At 74.5% G+C, this 15,309-nt stretch carries 13 protein-coding genes; 9 read left to right on the top strand and 4 right to left on the bottom strand.

The genetic code is table 11. The features are described from left to right. Positions 1 to 61 precede the first annotated feature (61 nt). The 4 genes from modA to ACZ6AA_RS36645 all read right to left on the bottom strand — a co-directional run bounded on the left by modA (position 62) and on the right by ACZ6AA_RS36645 (position 3,584). Positions 62 to 913: a molybdate ABC transporter substrate-binding protein gene (gene modA, locus ACZ6AA_RS36660; protein WP_468449560.1), complete on the bottom strand. Its 852-nt coding sequence runs from the start codon at positions 911 to 913 to the stop codon at positions 62 to 64. 31 nt (positions 914 to 944) lie between these two features. After that, a complete protein-coding gene (locus tag ACZ6AA_RS36655) occupies positions 945 to 1,346 on the bottom strand; it encodes a TOBE domain-containing protein (protein ID WP_468449561.1) in 402 nt (133 codons plus the stop codon). Positions 1,347 to 1,480: 134 nt separating this feature from the next. Next, entirely contained in the window at positions 1,481 to 2,314 is an 834-nt protein-coding gene (locus ACZ6AA_RS36650; RefSeq protein WP_471462814.1) for a TauD/TfdA family dioxygenase, read from the bottom strand. Next, complete coding sequence (locus ACZ6AA_RS36645; protein WP_471462874.1) at positions 2,307 to 3,584, bottom strand: MFS transporter; 1,278 nt, start codon at positions 3,582 to 3,584, stop codon at positions 2,307 to 2,309. The genes ACZ6AA_RS36650 and ACZ6AA_RS36645 overlap by 8 nt, the downstream gene beginning before the upstream one ends. Positions 3,585 to 3,986: 402 nt before the next feature. On the opposite strand from ACZ6AA_RS36645, the gene ACZ6AA_RS36640 reads away from it, so the two are divergent. From ACZ6AA_RS36640 to ACZ6AA_RS36600, 9 genes are all read left to right on the top strand, one after another. Beyond that, the gene (locus tag ACZ6AA_RS36640) at positions 3,987 to 5,015 is read left to right on the top strand and encodes an ABC transporter substrate-binding protein (RefSeq protein ID WP_471462812.1); all 1,029 of its coding nucleotides are present in this window, start codon (positions 3,987 to 3,989) and stop codon (positions 5,013 to 5,015) included. Further along, positions 5,005 to 6,129 (top strand): FecCD family ABC transporter permease, encoded by a 1,125-nt coding sequence (locus ACZ6AA_RS36635; protein WP_471462810.1) that lies wholly within the window; start codon positions 5,005 to 5,007, stop codon positions 6,127 to 6,129. Before ACZ6AA_RS36640 ends, ACZ6AA_RS36635 begins: the two co-directional genes overlap by 11 nt. Further along, positions 6,126 to 7,040, top strand: coding sequence for an ABC transporter ATP-binding protein (locus tag ACZ6AA_RS36630; protein WP_471462809.1), 915 nt, complete (start codon positions 6,126 to 6,128; stop codon positions 7,038 to 7,040). Before ACZ6AA_RS36635 ends, ACZ6AA_RS36630 begins: the two co-directional genes overlap by 4 nt. Beyond that, the gene (locus tag ACZ6AA_RS36625) at positions 7,040 to 7,831 is read left to right on the top strand and encodes a class I SAM-dependent methyltransferase (RefSeq protein ID WP_468480880.1); all 792 of its coding nucleotides are present in this window, start codon (positions 7,040 to 7,042) and stop codon (positions 7,829 to 7,831) included. Before ACZ6AA_RS36630 ends, ACZ6AA_RS36625 begins: the two co-directional genes overlap by 1 nt. Then, a complete protein-coding gene (locus ACZ6AA_RS36620; RefSeq protein ID WP_468449567.1) occupies positions 7,828 to 8,649 on the top strand; it encodes a Rossmann-like domain-containing protein in 822 nt (273 codons plus the stop codon). Before ACZ6AA_RS36625 ends, ACZ6AA_RS36620 begins: the two co-directional genes overlap by 4 nt. Positions 8,650 to 8,669: 20 nt before the next feature. After that, on the top strand, positions 8,670 to 9,791 hold the full coding sequence (locus tag ACZ6AA_RS36615) for a GHMP family kinase ATP-binding protein (protein WP_471462806.1): 1,122 nt from the start codon (positions 8,670 to 8,672) through the stop codon (positions 9,789 to 9,791). Beyond that, positions 9,694 to 10,776, top strand: a complete 1,083-nt coding sequence (locus tag ACZ6AA_RS36610; RefSeq protein ID WP_468480915.1) for a pyridoxal-phosphate dependent enzyme — start codon at positions 9,694 to 9,696, stop codon at positions 10,774 to 10,776. The genes ACZ6AA_RS36615 and ACZ6AA_RS36610 overlap by 98 nt, the downstream gene beginning before the upstream one ends. A 50-nt stretch (positions 10,777 to 10,826) precedes the next feature. Continuing rightward, on the top strand, positions 10,827 to 11,867 hold the full coding sequence (locus ACZ6AA_RS36605) for a DNA-binding protein (RefSeq protein ID WP_471462804.1): 1,041 nt from the start codon (positions 10,827 to 10,829) through the stop codon (positions 11,865 to 11,867). A 212-nt stretch (positions 11,868 to 12,079) separates the two neighbouring features. Then, positions 12,080 to 15,238, top strand: coding sequence for a hypothetical protein (locus ACZ6AA_RS36600; protein ID WP_471462802.1), 3,159 nt, complete (start codon positions 12,080 to 12,082; stop codon positions 15,236 to 15,238). Positions 15,239 to 15,309 lie beyond the last annotated feature (71 nt).

The following is a 15,309-nucleotide window of genomic DNA, read 5'->3' as shown; positions in this document are numbered from 1 at the left end:
GTTCACGGATTCACGGGTTCAGGGGCTCCCAAGTTCAGGGGCTCCCAGGGCCCTGGTCGCGTCACGGCTTCTGGAAACCCGCGTCCCGAAGAATCTTCTGCGCCTCGGGCGTGCTGAGCCACTTCACGAACGCGTCCGCGGCCTCCTTGTGGCCGGACTCCTTGAGCGTGGCGGCCGGGTAGGACGCCACGGCGTTCTGCGCGTCGGGGATGGTGACGGCGTCGACCTTGTCGGGGGCGGTCGCGGCGTCCGTCTTGTAGACGATGCCCGCGTCGGCCTCGCCCAGCTCGACCTTGCTGAGCACCCCGCGCACGCTCGTCTCCTGCGAGACGGGCTCGACCTTGAGCTTCTGGGCGTCGAGCACCTGCTGGCTGTAGCGCCCGACGGGCACCTCGGGGGCGGCGAGCACGACCTTCAGGCCGCTGTCGGTGAGGTCCTGGAGGCTCTTGATCTTCTTGGGGTTGCCGTCGCGGGTGGCGATGACCAGGCGGTTCTTGGCGATGACGCTCGGCGAGCCGACGTCGGACCTCAGGCCGTCCATGGTCTTGGTGTCGGCGGTGACCAGCACGTCGGCGGGCGAGCCCTGCTTGACCTGCGCGGCCAGCTCCTGCGAACCGGCGAAGGAGAAGGTGAGCTTCGTGCCCGGGTGCTTCTTCTCGTACGTGGTCTCGACGGTCTTGAACACGTCGGTGAGCGACGCGGCGGCGAGCACGGTCAGGTCGGCCTCGGGCACGGCACCGCCCTTGCCTCCCTTGCCGCCCTTGTCCTTCTTGCTGCCGCCGTCGCCGTCACCGCCGCAGGCGGCGAGCGGGAGGAGCAGCGCGGCGGCGGCCACCGCGGCGGCGGCGCGGCGCCTGCCCCGCGGGGAGCGCGCGGCGCGGGACAGGAGCGAGGCAGGGGAAACGGGGGACATGAGCGGGACTCCTAGGAAGGCGTTCGCGGGTTCAGACGCGGTCGATGTGCACGCTGGTGGACTTCACCCGGGCGGTGGCCTCCATGCCGACCTCAAGCCCCAGCTCCTCCACCGCCTCACGGGTGAGCAGCGAGACCAGGCGGTGCGGGCCCGCCTGGATCTCGACCTGCGCGGCGACGTCACCGAGCTTCACGGCGGTGACGATGCCGGGGAAGGCGTTGCGCGCGGACGTGTACGTGTCCTCGTCCTCGGTGGTGCCAGGACCGTTCTGGGCCAGCTCCACGGAGAACGCCGCCAGGTCGCGCCCGTCGATGACGCGGCGCCCGGCGTCGTCCCGCCGCGTGGCGACCCGCCCGGCGTCCGCCCAGCGACGGGCGGTGTCGGGGCTGACGCCGAGGAGCCGGGCGGCCTGACCGATGGTGTAGGACTGCATGTGCAGCACGATAAGCCCGTTTGCCTGGCAGTTGTAAAAGTTCGGGCGAACCTACATCGCAGATGCGAGGGGGCGTTCCACCGGCTGGACGAAGCGCCAAGGCGGCCCGGGAGCGCGGCCGAGGGGCCCGTACGTCACCGCGCGTCCGTGCTCCGTACCGTCAGGATCCGCACCGACCGCTCCCCCGTGTGCCCGTCCCGCCCGTGCCAGCAGCGGTAGTTGTCGAGTACGAGGATGTCGCCCGCGTCGAGCCGGAAGCGCGGCAGCCCGTCCTCAAGGCCGTGCACGGTCCGCGTGAAGCGCTCCAGGAGGGCGGTGACGCGCTCGGCGTCCGGATCGCGGTGCAGGGGCACGGCACCGTCGGTGCGCCGCACGATGCGCCGCCCGGTGCGCGTCCACTCCACGTGCCGTCCGACGCGCGGCGTCGCGGGCAGCCCGCGCAGGCCCGCCCACGCCCCGTACAGATCCACGTCGCACCCCGTCAGGAACTCCGCCAGCTCCGGGTCGGCCGCCGCGAGCCCGTCCACGAACCGGCCCGCGTCCAGCGCGAAGGAGTGCCCGCCGGACGGGGCCGGGCGCACGCAGCGCACGAAGACGTGGTCCTCGTCGGGGTGGCGGCGTCTGCTGGGGACGCCGCCCACGTCCACCGACACGTCGAAGCTGTCCGCGTGCAGGTGGACGGGGCCGCCGTCCCGCGAGGTCCGCAGCCGCTGCGGGTACAGCTCGCGCAGCCGGGCGCCGAGCATCCGCGCGGCGGCGAGGGCGAGGGGGTCGGCGCCGCCCGTCGCGTACGCGGAGAGCACGACGGCGCCGTGCTCGGCGAGCAGCGCGGGGGCCTCGTCGATGCGCTCGGGCGGGACGCGGGGCGGCACGATGCCGCGGCCGGGCACAGTGGCCGAGGAGCGATCGCCGCGCGGCGGCTGACCGTCACCCGGTGGGTGACCGCCGTCCGACAGGGGGTCACTCATCCCGTACGCCCCCCTCACGCGACTCCCGGCGCGCGAACCCGCGCGCGCTCGGCACCAGCGCCGCCGCCGCGGGCGCCGCGAAGCACAGCACCGCGCACACCGCGAGCACAGGCCGGGGCCCGAACTGCTCGATGGCCGGGGCGATCAGGGCGAGCCCTGCGGGCGCGAGGCCGTAGGACAGCATGAAGTCGAGGGACGAGACGCGGGCCAGCTTGTCGGGGGCGACCTCGCGCTGCGTCGCCGTGAACCAGGGCACGTTGAACAACTCGATGCCGATCCCCGCCACCGCGTACGCGGCCACGACGACCGCCCAGTGCACGGGAAGCAGCAGGCTCAGCGGCGCGAAGCCGTACAGGCCGAGACCCGCGAGCGCGGCCCAGCCCTGCGCGCGGGGGCGCCAGCGCGCGACGACGACGGCCCCGCCGAGCGCGCCCAGCGTGTACGCGGTCATGGCGGCGGCGAGGACGAAGCCGGTGTCGTACTTGTCGCGGCTGACCAGCGGAAGCGCGACGCCGGTCGCCGAGTAGCCGGTGCTGATGACGACGGTGAGCGCGCCGAGCCCGGCGAGGAACCAGGGGTGGCGGCGCGCCTCGCGCAGCCCCTCGGCGAACTCCGCGAGGAACGAGGGCCGTCGGCGGGCACCGTCACGGTCCGCGCCGTCACCGTCCAGCCCGTCCGCGCTCACGCTGTCACCGTCCACGCCGTCGGCCTCCGCGCCCTCGGCCGCGTCGGCCCCCGGCCGCTTCGCCCCGGGCCCCGGCATCAGCGCCGCCACCAGCCACAGCACCCCGATCCCGAGCAGCAGCGTCCAGGTGTCGAGGGCGACGGCGAGCAGCGCCGTCAGGGAGGGTCCGGCGAGCGTGGTGGCCCGTACCGACAGGGTCATCGCGGCGTTGGCCGCCTGGCGGCGGTCCTCGTCGACGACCTCGGCGGTGAGCGCCTGGAAGGCGGGGCGGCACGCGCCCTGCCCCGCGCCCGCGACCACGGCGGCGGCGAGCATCAGCGGGAGCGACCGCCCGAGGCCCAGGGCGAGCAGCGGCGTCGCGGCCGCCGCGGCGAGGCCCGCCCAGAGGACGACGCCGCGCCGCGAGTACCGGTCGGCGAGGACCCCGCCGACGGCGACGGCCACGAGGAAGCCCGCGGTACGGGCGGCGAGCAGCAGGCCGAGCGTCGCCGCGCCGATGGTCCGGTCGAGGACGGCGAGCCCGAGCACGAAGGGCAGCGCCCAGGTCGCGAGCCCGGACGCGGTGGTCCCGCACCAGAGCCGCAGGAAGGCCAGGTCCCGCAGCACACCCGGCCCCCGGCCCGTTTCCCCGGCCGCCTCGGCCCCGTCGGCCCTGTCGGCTCCCTCGGCCTCTGCAGCCCCTTCGGCCCCCTCGACCCCTTCGACCCCCTCGACCTCCCGGGCCCCGTCGGCCTCCGTCCGTATCGGCGTAGTCGCCACGTGACGCACGTCCTCTCCTGATCGTCCGCGCGGGCCTCCCACGGCCCTCGTACGGATCTCGAAATCGTTATGCGGCCCGGCATCGGCACCCAACTGGCCTGCGACAAGCAGCAGTTGAAGCGGACCTGCGGCGCGCCGCCGACCGGCGACGGCCACCCCGGAGCCCATTAATGAAAATGATTGCCATTACAGTACCCTTATCGCGTCCCACCCGAGACCGGAGGTCCCATGCGCCACCGCCACCCCGCCCGCTACGGCATAGCCGCCCTCGCACTCGCCCTCACGGCCGTCGGCTGTTCGTCCTCCGACGGCGGCGGCTCCGCGTCGGACGACAGGGCGGGCGGCCGGGAGACGACCGTCACGAGCTGCGGCCGGAAGCTGAGCTTCGACGGCCCGCCCGAGCGCACCGTCGCCCTCGACCAGTCCTCCACCGAGGTGCTGCTCGAACTCGGCCTCCAGGACCGCATGGCCGGTACGTCCAACCTGAAGACGAAGATCGCGCCCGAGTACAGGAAGGCGTACGACAAGGTCGACGTGCTCAGCCCGAAGATCCTCACGAGCGAGCAACTGCGCGCCGCCACCCCGGACTTCACCATCGGCGGCTTCACCGACTACTTCACCAAGGACCGCGTCGGCACCCGCGAGGAGCTGGCCGACCTCGGCCTGCCGTCGTTCGTGAGCGCCGTGGACTGCCCGAAGCAGAACGCCGCCAAGGGCACGAAGTCCCCCTTCGATCTGCTCTTCCAGGACTACCGGGACCTCGGCGAGATCTTCGGCGTCGAGAAGCGGGCCGCGAAGCTGGTCGAGGACCAGCGCGCCACGCTCACCGAGGCGGCGAGGACCGCGGACCGGGTCAAGGGCAAGCCCACCGTCGTGTGGCTGTACTCCGTGTACGGCGACACCCCGTACGTCGCGGGCAGGAGCGCGATCCCCAGCGAGATGAGCCGGACCGTCGGCGCGAGGAACGCCTTCGACGACATCGACGAGGACTGGCCGACCGTCACCTGGGAGCAGATCGCCGAGCGCGACCCGGACTTCATCGTGATCGGCGATCTGTCGGAGCGCGGCAAGCCCGGCGACAGCGCGGCCGACAAGCTCAAGGCGATCCGCGCGAACCCGGTGACGGCGAAGCTCGACGCCGTCGAAAAGAAGCGGTTCATCGAGATCCCGGGCACGGAGATGGACCCGTCGGTCCGCACGGTCGGCGCGCTGCCGCGCCTCACCGCGGGGATGAAGGACCTCGGGTATGCCCGCTAGCCCGGGCGGCACGGACCTGCTGCACCCCTCGGCCCGGGACATCGCGGCGCCACCGCCCCCGGTGGACCCCGCCCCGGAGCGGACGGCGCGCCGCGCGCGCCTGTCCGCCCCCTCGGCGGCGACCCTCCACCTCCTCGCCGGTCTCGCCCTCGCCGTCTCCCTCGTCGCGTCCGTCCGGATCGGCACCACCGACGTGTCGTACGCCGACGTGGTGCGCACGGCCGGGTTCCATCTGGGCCTGGACGTCGAGCCGTTGCCGCGCCTGGTGGACTCGCTCATCTGGGAGCTGCGGGTGCCGCGGGTGGTGATGGCGGCGCTGGTGGGGGCCTCGCTCGCGGTGTGCGGCGCGGCGCTCCAGGCGATCACGCGCAACGCGCTCGCCGACCCCTATCTGCTCGGCATCTCCTCGGGGGCGTCGACGGGCGCGGTCGCGGTGGTCGTGCTCGGCGTCGGGTCCGCCTCGTTCGGGGTGACCGGCGGCGCGTTCGTGGGCGCGACGGTGTCGTTCGGGCTGCTGATGCTGCTGCTCAGGAAGGGCGGCCTGGACTCGGTCCGGGTGGTCCTCACCGGTGTGGTCGTGTCGCAGCTCTTCACGGCGCTGACCTCGCTCGTCCTGATGGCGTCCGGCGACTCCGAGGCGATCCGGGCGATCACGCAGTGGCTGCTCGGCTCGATGGCCCCGGCCCGCTGGGACACCACGGCGGTGACGGCGGCGGTGACGGCGGTGGGGCTGCTCGTCCTGTGGCTCAACTCGGCCGCCCTGGACGGGTTCTCGTTCGGTACGGACACGGCGTCGTCGCTCGGCGTGGACGTCCGGGCGACGCGCTGGGTGCTGCTCGTCGTGACGTCGCTGATGACGGCGGTGGCGGTGGCGTCCGTGGGCGCCATCGGGTTCGTCGGCCTGATCGTGCCGCACGGCGTGCGGTTCCTCGTCGGGCCGCGGCACCGGACGCTGCTTCCGCTGTCGGCGCTGGTGGGCGCGGTGTTCCTGGTGTGGACGGACGCGCTCGCGCGGGTCGCGTTCGCGCCGCAGGAGGTGCCCGTCGGGGTGTTCACGGCGCTGCTCGGCGTGCCGCTGTTCCTGCTGGTCCTGCGCAAGCGGGGGGAGCTGTGAGGATCACCGCCGAAGGCCTCGCCCTGTCCGTTGCGGGCAAGCGCATCCTGACCGGCGTCGGCCTGGACGTCGCGCCGGGCGAGACGGTCGGCCTGATCGGCCCCAACGGCTCCGGCAAGTCCACCCTGTTGCGCTGTCTCGCGGGTCTGCGCACCCCGACGTCCGGCTCGGTCTCGTACGACAAGGAGCCGATCCGGTCGTGGAGCGCGCGCCGGATCGCCCGCCAGGTGGCGTTCGTGGAGCAGGCCGCCGACACCGACAGCGATCTGCGGGTCGAGGACGTGGTGACCCTCGGCCGTACGCCCTTCGGCGACCGGTGGCGCGGCTTCGGCGCGCGGGACCGGGCCGTCGTCGCCGCGGCCCTCGCCCGCCTCGGCCTCACCGAGCTGCGCGAGCGCCCCTGGAAGGCGCTGTCGGGCGGTGAGCGTCAGCGCGCCCACATCGCGCGGGCCCTGGCGCAGCAGCCGTACGCGATCCTGCTCGACGAGCCGACCAACCACCTCGACGTGAAGCACCAGTTGGAGCTGCTCGGCCTGCTCGCGGCCACCGACCAGACCGTCCTGGTCGCCCTGCACGACCTGTCCCTCGCCGCCCGGTACTGCGACCGGCTGCTCCTGCTGCACGGCGGCCGCCTCGTCGCCGAAGGGCCGCCCCGGGAGGTCCTGACGCCACGGCTCCTCGCCGAGGTGTTCGAGGTGGACGCGGTGACCGGCCCGGACGCGCTGGGGCACCTCGCGGTCGCGTACCGGGGTGCCGCCGCGCCCCCTGTCACCGCGGCCCCGGACGTCCTCCGGTCCCCCGCCCCCGCTTCCCCCGCCCCCTCATCCCCCGTCCCCGCGTCCCGCACCCCCCTGGGCCACCCCGCCCCCACCCCCGAACTCGTCGACTCCCCCACCCCGAAGGAGACCTGATGGACAGCACGGCCACCGGAGCCGCCCTGCTCGACCAGTTGCCGCCGCCGCTGCCCGCCGCGCGCGTCATCGCCCTCAACCAGCCCAAGGCGGACCTGCACACCCCCCGCTCGTACACCTGGAACGGCTGGTCCTTCGACGTGCCGCCCGGCGTGTTCATACCCGGCTGGACCAGCCGCCTCGTCCACGAGCGGCTGCTCGACGGCCGCATCGAGACGCGCTTTCGCCGGTACGCGGCGATGGGTGCCGGGCTCGGCGTGGAGGCGGTCGCGGCGGGGGTGCGCGGGGCGCGTGAGATCTACGCGCTCGACGTGCACCCCGAGAGCGTCGCCACGGCCGCCCGGCACTACGCGCGCCTGGTCGGCGAGCGCTCGGGCGCGGACCTCGTCCCGGTCGTCGGTGACCTCTTCGACGGACTGCCCGACGGCGTCCGGCTCGACGTCGTCACGTTCAACCCGCCCGCGGTCAGCCAGCCGGTCAGCGAGGACCCCGACGTCGTACGCAATGTGTGCGTGGGGGCGCCGCTGCTCGCGCGGTTCTTCGCGCAGCTCGCCGAGCGGGATCTGCTCGCGCCGGGCGGTGAGGTGTACGTGATCGTGTCGAACACCGCCGATCTGCGCGCCATCGTCGGGGACGCGCTGGCCAGGGGCTTCACGGCGGAGGTCGACCATCTGCACGACTGGGAGGACGGCGTGCTGACGTTCCTCCTCAAGTTCCGGCTTCCGCCCGGGGCGACGTCCCAGCCCACGTCCCAGCCCGCTTCCCAGCTGATCCGCGGAGGCCTCGCGTGAAGACCGTCGACGAACTCCTGTCCGCCGTACTCGCCGGTGAACTCGGCCCCGATCCAGCCGAGTTGACGGCCACCAGCGTGTTCTGGATCCACCACGGCACGCGTCTCGCGGGCGGCCATGTCACCTACCTCAACCAGTACGTCCTCGTGCGCGTCGGCGGGGCCTTCGGCGGCTGCGCCTTCGAGGCGGGCGAGATCGACCCGGCCATCTGCCGGGACGCGTCGGGCAGTTCGCTCGCCACGCTCCTCCGGGAGGCGCCGCGGGCGCTGCGGACGGCCGCGCTCGACGCCTACCTGGCCGCCGTCTCACCGCACCGCGAGGCCCCCGGCGCCGAGCCCGTGACGCTGCCCGCGGGCCCGCCGGAGGTCCGCGCGGTGGCACGGGACACGGCCATCGCGGGCCTCCTCGACATCGAGCCCGGCGCCAAGGTCGCGCTCATCGGTGTCGTCAACCCGCTGGTCGCGGCGATCCGCGAGCGCGGCGGCGACCCGCTGCCGTGCGACCTCAACCTGCGCACGACCCAGTGGGGCGACCCCGTCAGCGACGACATGCACGAGGTGCTCGCCGCGGCCGACGCCGTCGTCGCCACCGGCATGACCCTCAGCAACGGCACCTTCGACACGATCCTCGCCCGCTGCCGCGAACGCGAGGTGCCGCTGATCGTGTACGCCCAGTCGGGCAGCGCGGTGGCCCGGGCGTTCCTGGGCGCGGGGGTGACCGCGCTGTCCGCGGAGCCGTTCCCGTTCTCGCAGTTCAGCGCCGAGCCGACGGCTCTGTACCGGTACCGGGCGGCGCCGCGCGCGAAGGGCGGGTCGTGACGGACGCGGCGCCGGAGGGCGTGGTCGGCACCGGTCACGCCGCCTGTCACCACGGCGAGATCCTCCAGGGCGTCTTCCTCGACGAGCGCGGGCGGCGCCGCGCGGGCCTGGTCACCCTGCCGATGCCCGCCCTCGGCACCCGCGCGGAGTTCGTACGCCGCCCGGGCGCCGAGGACGTGACGGTGCTGCCCGCCGACCGCACCAAGGCGCTGCGGGCCGCCACGTACGCGATGGCGGAGTGCGCGACGCACTGCCAGGAGCCGTTGTGCGGCGGCGAGTTGAGGCTCACCGGCGCCATCCCCGTGGGCCTCGGCATGGGCTCGTCGAGCAGTGACGTGATCGCCGCGGTGCGCGCGGTCGCGGACGCGTTCGGGGTGCTCCTCGCGCCGGAGGCCATCGCGCGGCTCGCGGTGCGCGCGGAGCGGGCGTCGGACCCGCTGATGCTGGACGGCCGCCCGCTGCTCTTCGCCCAGCGGGAGGGCCGGGTCCTGGAGGAGCTGGGCGCCGCGCTGCCGCCCGCGGTCGTCGTCGGCTGCGCGCTCGGCGGCGGGCGGCCCGTGGACACCCTGGCGCTGCCGACGCGCGGGTACGACGACGAGGACGTGCGCGCGTACGAGCGGCTGCGCGCCCTGCTGCGGCGGGCCGTCGCCGACGCGGACCCGGTACTGCTCGGGCATGTCGCGACCGAGAGCGCCCGGCGCGGCCAACGCGTCCTGCCGCACGAGGAGTTCGGGGAGCTGACGGCCATCGCGGGCCGGGTCGGCGCCGTGGGCGTGCAGGTCGCGCACAGCGGCAATGTGGCGGGGCTGCTCTTCGACCCGGCGGCACCGGACCTGCGGGGGCGGCTGCGCCGCTGCTCCCAGGCGCTCACGGCGGCGGGCATCCCGGCGACGTACACCTTCGCGACGACCTCACGGGGCGCCACCCCGCACGCCCCGCACCCCTCACCCCCACCACCCACCCCTTGCACAAGCGCACCCACCAGCGAGGAGTCCCCGCATGGCCGAGACGGACGAGACGGACGAGATAGACGAGATGGGAGAGATGCGCGAGAAGGCCGGGACGGACGAGCACATCGCGGAGGCGATCGGCCGCCCCGACCTGATACGTGTCGACGAGGGGCTCATCTGCCTGCGCTTTGAGACCATGAAGGTCGTGTCGGCGCTCGCGGCGGTCCGGCATCTGCTCGCCACGGGCGCGGTACGCCGGGGCGACACCCTCCTCGACAGCTCCAGCGGCATCTACGCGTACGCCCTCGCCCTGGCCTGCCACCGCTACGGCATGCGCTGCCACATCATCGGCTCCACCACCGTCGACCACACGCTGCGCACCCAACTCGACATCCTGGGCGCGCACTTGGAGCAGATGCCACCCAGCTCCGACCTGAAGCTGGACCAGAAGCGGCGGGTCGCCCGCGTGCACGAGATCCTGCGCGTGCACCCCGAGTACCACTGGATGCGGCAGTACCACGACGACATCCACTATCTCGGCTACCGCGCGATCGCCGACCGCGTCCGCGCCGCGGCGCCCGCGGACGGATCGCCGCTCACCCTGGTCGGCGGGGTGGGCTCGGGCGCGTCGACCGGCGCCCTGGCCCGCTACCTGCGCGCGGACGGGGCGGGCCCGGTGCGGCTCGCGGGCGTGCAGCCCTTCGGCAGCGTCACGTTCGGCAGCGAGCACGTGGCCGACCCGGAGATCATCATCGCGGGCATCGGCAGCTCGATCCCGTTCGCCAACGTGTCGCACACCGCGTACGACACCGTCCACTGGCTGTCGTTCGACACCGCCCTCGCCGGAAGCGTCGACCTGCTGCGCCGCCACGCCGTGTTCGCGGGCCTGTCCACCGGCGCGAGCTACGCGGCGGCCCGCTGGGAGCACGCCCAAGTCCCCGGCGGCACCACGGTGTTCATCGCGGCCGACACCGGCCACCGATACGTCGACACGGTCTTCGCCCGCCACGCGGAAGCCACCGACCTGGACACCCTCGCGCCCCGCACGGTGGCCTCCCTGGCGGAACTGGCCCTGCCCTGGTCGCGGATGGAGTGGGGCGGGGCGGAGGCGCCCACGCGGGCGGAGGCGGCGGCCGGGATGGCGGAGGGGCCCGGTCGGGCGGATTTCCGGGGGTAGGCGCGGGGTTTGACATGATCGAGGGAGGGGTGGACGGGGGGAGGCTGGGCGTGGGTGTGGACGTCGGTGTGGGCATGGGCGTGGGCCTGGGCGGCCATGGCCACCACTGCGCGGACTCGGGCGCAGGCACGGACGCATGCCTGGACCTGGGCATCCGTGACCCCCGCGACCGACCCGATCTCGGTGCCCTCCGTGCCGTCACCCGGCGTCTGATCGGCCTGGACTCCACCGGGGGCGGGGCTGCCGCCGTGCCCCTCGTGCGGGCGATCGTGCGCGAGGTGTCCGAGGTGACCGCCGACCCCGCCGCCCTCGTGGGCGCGGGGAGCGACCGGCTCGCCGTGCTCGCGGAGTTGTGCGAGGTGGTCGGGTGGATCCTCTTCGACGCGGGGCACCACGCGGCCGCCCACCGGACGAACGCCCGCGCGCTCGCCCTCGCCGAGCTGTGCGGCGACCGCTGGACGGCCCGCCTCACCCTGCTCAACGACAGCATGCTCCTGACCCACACCGGGCGCCCCCGGGCCGCCCTCGCGGCCGCCGCCCGGGCCCGGGGCCCCCGCCCGCTGCCGCCGCGCGTCGCGGCCCTCGTACTGATCCGCGAGGCGCATGCGACGGCGCTGCGGGGCGCCCGGCGGGAGCCGGTGGACCTCATGGCCCGCGCCGACAGCCTGTTCCTCGACGGCGTCTCGCGGCACGACCCGGCGTGGGCCTGGTGGCTCGACGAGCGGGAGCTGACCGGCCACCGGGGCTGGGTCGCCGCCCGCGTGCGGGACTTCGACCGCGCCGTCCCGCTGCTGCGCAGCGCCGCCACGGGCCCCGGCGACCCGTCCTACCGCCACCTGTTCTCGGCCCACCTCCTGGCCGCCCTGACCGGCGCCGGGGCCTGGACCGACGCGGAGCGGCTCGTCGCGGACCTCGCCCCGCGCGCCGCGGCCCTCGGCTCGGCGCGCACCACGGAGAGCCTGCGGGCCACCGCGCGCCGCCTCCTGCACGGCCCGGACCGCGCCCCGGCGTCCGTACGGGACGCGGCGGTGTTCCTCCTGGAGTCACTGCCGTCGCCCCCTGAGGCGTGCCCGATGGGCCCACGCCCCTGACACCCCCGGTCCACGAGCTGCTGCGCGAGCCCAGGCCGGTGCCAACCGTGCGGGTCAGGCGGGCGCCGACAGGGGCCGACGGCGTCGGCGGACCGGGCCGCGCCCCGGTCCGGAGGAAGGGCCTTTCAGGTGAAACGTGCGCTTAACGCCTTGTCGTAGCGGTCGAAGCCGCCCCCCACCACCCCACAGTTGACGCGTCCTCAGGTCCCCTCGTGGTCGGAAGTGCTGTGGTCCCCATCGCCCGCCGGTACCGTCGCGCCCTCGTCGCCGCGGTGGCCGTCCTCGTCGCCGCCCTCGCCGCGCTCGCCCTCGTGCCCCACGACAGCGCGGCCCGCGCCGACCCCCGGATGAGTGTCCGCCTCGACCCGGGCACGTCGCCGGTGCCCGCGGGCGACCACGTCACGTACAACGGGTTCATCCAGTGCTCGATCCCCGGCGACTGCCAGTCGGTGACCGTCACCTTCACACCCCCGCCCGGCGCCTCCGGCAAGGGCGTGGTGTCGCAGCCCTACCCGCCGGGCGTCACCGGCGTGACCTCGAACGACGACGGCACCGTGACCGTCACGTACAGCTCGATCGCCAGCGGGCAGAGCTCCCAGCTCACCGTGAGCTGGCCCACCGAGGACTACTGGACGCCGCCGGGCGGCCAGGAGGCGCGGATGTCGGCGACCGCCACCAACGGCGACGGCACCCCGAGCACCGACGACGCCGTCGTCGAGGTGAGCGCCGAGCCGAACCCGGCGATCCGCAAGGAGGGCCCCTCCCGCGCCCGCCCCGGCGAGACCCTCACGTACAAGGTCACCGCCACCAACGACCCCCGTAACGCCAACCGCCCGCGCGGCAACCTCGCCCTGGAGAACACCGTCCTCACCGACGTGCTCCCCGAAGGCGTCGACCTCGTCGACGCCACCCCCGCGGGCTACACCTACGACGCGGCGACCCGCACCATCACCTGGCCCGTCGACACCGAACCCGACCGGCCCGGCGACCAGCTGGCGCAGGTGAAGAGCTACCCCTACGGCGTCGTGCACGAGATCCGCGTGAAGGTGCGCGACGGCGTCGCCGACGGCACCACCCTCACCGACACCGCGTCCGTCACCGGCGACCCGTTCGGGCCGGAGACCGAGAAGATCACCAAGTCCGACACGGCCGACACCGTCGTCGGCACCGGCGGCGGCGAGGTGTCCGGCACCCTCGACAAGTCCGTCGACCCGCCGCTCGCCGCGAACGGCCAGCGCGTCTCGTACGTCCTGCGCTTCGCCAACACCGGCACCGACGCCGCGGACGCCCGCCTCAGCGACACCCTGCCCCGCGGGTTCGACCCGCGGACACTCAGCCTGTCCACCCCCTCCGGCGGAACCTACGGCGGCGACTGGTCGGTGGTCGTGACCCGGCGCGACGGCAGCACCGAGACCATCACCCCGTCCGGGCAGACCATCGACCTCAGCCGCGCGGGCGACCTCGTCGCCGTACGCGTCGACGTGCCGCGGCTGCCCGCGGGCACCAACCTCGTCGTGCAGATCTCCGGCCGCGCCGACGGCTCCGAGATCCCCGGCGGCAGCGGCGACATCGACAACTGCGCCCGCCTCGGCCTCACCGGCGCCGCCGGCACCGCCGACGAGGAGTCCTGCGCCGGCTTCCACATCGAGCCCGAGGTCTCCCAGCCCGAGCTCGCCAAGTCCACCGACCCGGCACCGGTCGGCCCCGGCGGCCACCACACCTGGACCGTGACCCTCACCAACGACCGCTACCGCACCGGCTCCTCCCCGCTGCGCCCCCGCTTCGTGGACCTCGTGCCCCGCCAGCTCGCCTACGAGAAGGGCTCCTGGACCCTCGCGGACGACCAGCCCGACTACTGCCCCGCGGGCGACCGCTTCACCGAGTCCGTCACCGAAGGCCCCCAGATCCCGGACGGCCGCACCCGCGTCGAACTCACCGCCGAACCCGGCGCCGAGATCCCCGCCGACGACTCCTCCTGCGTCTACACCTTCCGCACGACCGTCGAGCCCGGCGTCGCCAGCGGCACCTACGGCGGCTCACCGGGCGACGCCGACTACGCGGGCAACCGCGCCGGGCTCTACGACGCCGAACGGCCCGTCAACACCCGCACCACCGACCGCCACGACATCGACGGCGACGGCGACACCGGCGAGAACGTCGCCGAGGCCACCGACGACTTCGCGATCGCCGAGTCCTCCGCGCTGTTCGTGACCAAGGAGGTCAAGGGCGACGAGGACGAGGCGTTCAAGGGCTCCGCGGAAGTCCCCGGCAAGGAGGGCGAGGTCGGCCGGTCGACGATCGGCGGCACCGTCGAGTACCGCACCGTCCTCGGCAACATGGGCAACACCGCCCTCACCAACGTCGTCGCCTACGACCTGCTGCCCGCCCCCGGCACCACGGGCGTCACCAGCGGACGGTACGAGGACGACGTCACCAGCCAGTGGCGGCCCCGGCTCACCGGGCCGATCGACGCGGGCTCGGCGCCCGTGACCCTCACCTACTCGGAGAAGGCCGACCCGTGCCGCCCCGAGATGGACAACACCCCGGACAAGAGCGCCCCCTTCCAGTGCGACGGCCGACCCGACCCGACCTTCGTGCCCGCCGGTCAGGTCACCGACTGGAGCCGGATCCGCTCGGTCCGCTTCGACTTCGGCGACCATGTGTTCTCGGCCGGGGAGCGCTATACGCTGCGCTGGACCATGGACGTGCCCGAACGCGGCCCCGGCGGGGAGCCGTTCGAGGGCGGCGAGCGCACCTGGAACAAGGTCGCCATCGCCGGTGACCGCCGCCAGCCCGACGGGACGACGCGGCGGCTGCTCGCGACGGAGGCGCCGTGGGTGGTGGACGAGATCCGCCCGGCGCCGTCGCCGTCACCGTCGGACTCCCCCTCGCCGTCGGACTCCCCGTCGCCGTCCCCGTCCCCGTCGGACTCGCCGTCCCCGTCCCCGTCGGACTCGCCCTCGCCGTCCCCCTCGGACTCCCCCTCCCCCTCACCCTCTCCGTCGGATTCTCCCTCGCCCTCGCCCTCTCCGTCGGACTCCCCCTCCCCCTCGCCCTCTGACTCCCCGTCGCCCTCGCCTTCGGACTCGCCCTCGCCGTCCCCGTCGGACTCCCCGTCCCCGTCTCCGTCCCCCTCGGATTCCCCTTCGCCGTCCCCGTCCCCGTCCGACTCCCCCTCCCCCTCCCCCTCGGACTCGGACTCGCCTGCGCCGTCCCCCTCGCCGTCGGAGTCCGCCCCGACGCCGCCGCTGCCGGACACGGGATCCGGGGACATGTGGATGACATCGGGGATCGCCGCGGCGCTGCTGGCGGCGGGTACGTTGCTCGCGGCGATCGCCCGCAGGCGACGCGAGGTACGCGACGGCCTGTAGAGCGAGCCCGCACGCGGCGCCCGCACCCGCACCCGCCCACCCCTCCCCGAACCGGGGGCGGGTGGGCGGCG

The sequence above is a fragment of the Streptomyces sp. NPDC040610 genome (assembly GCF_055594065.1).
Note: the sequence above shows the minus strand (reverse complement) of the source record. Positions and strands in the feature narration are given on the sequence as shown.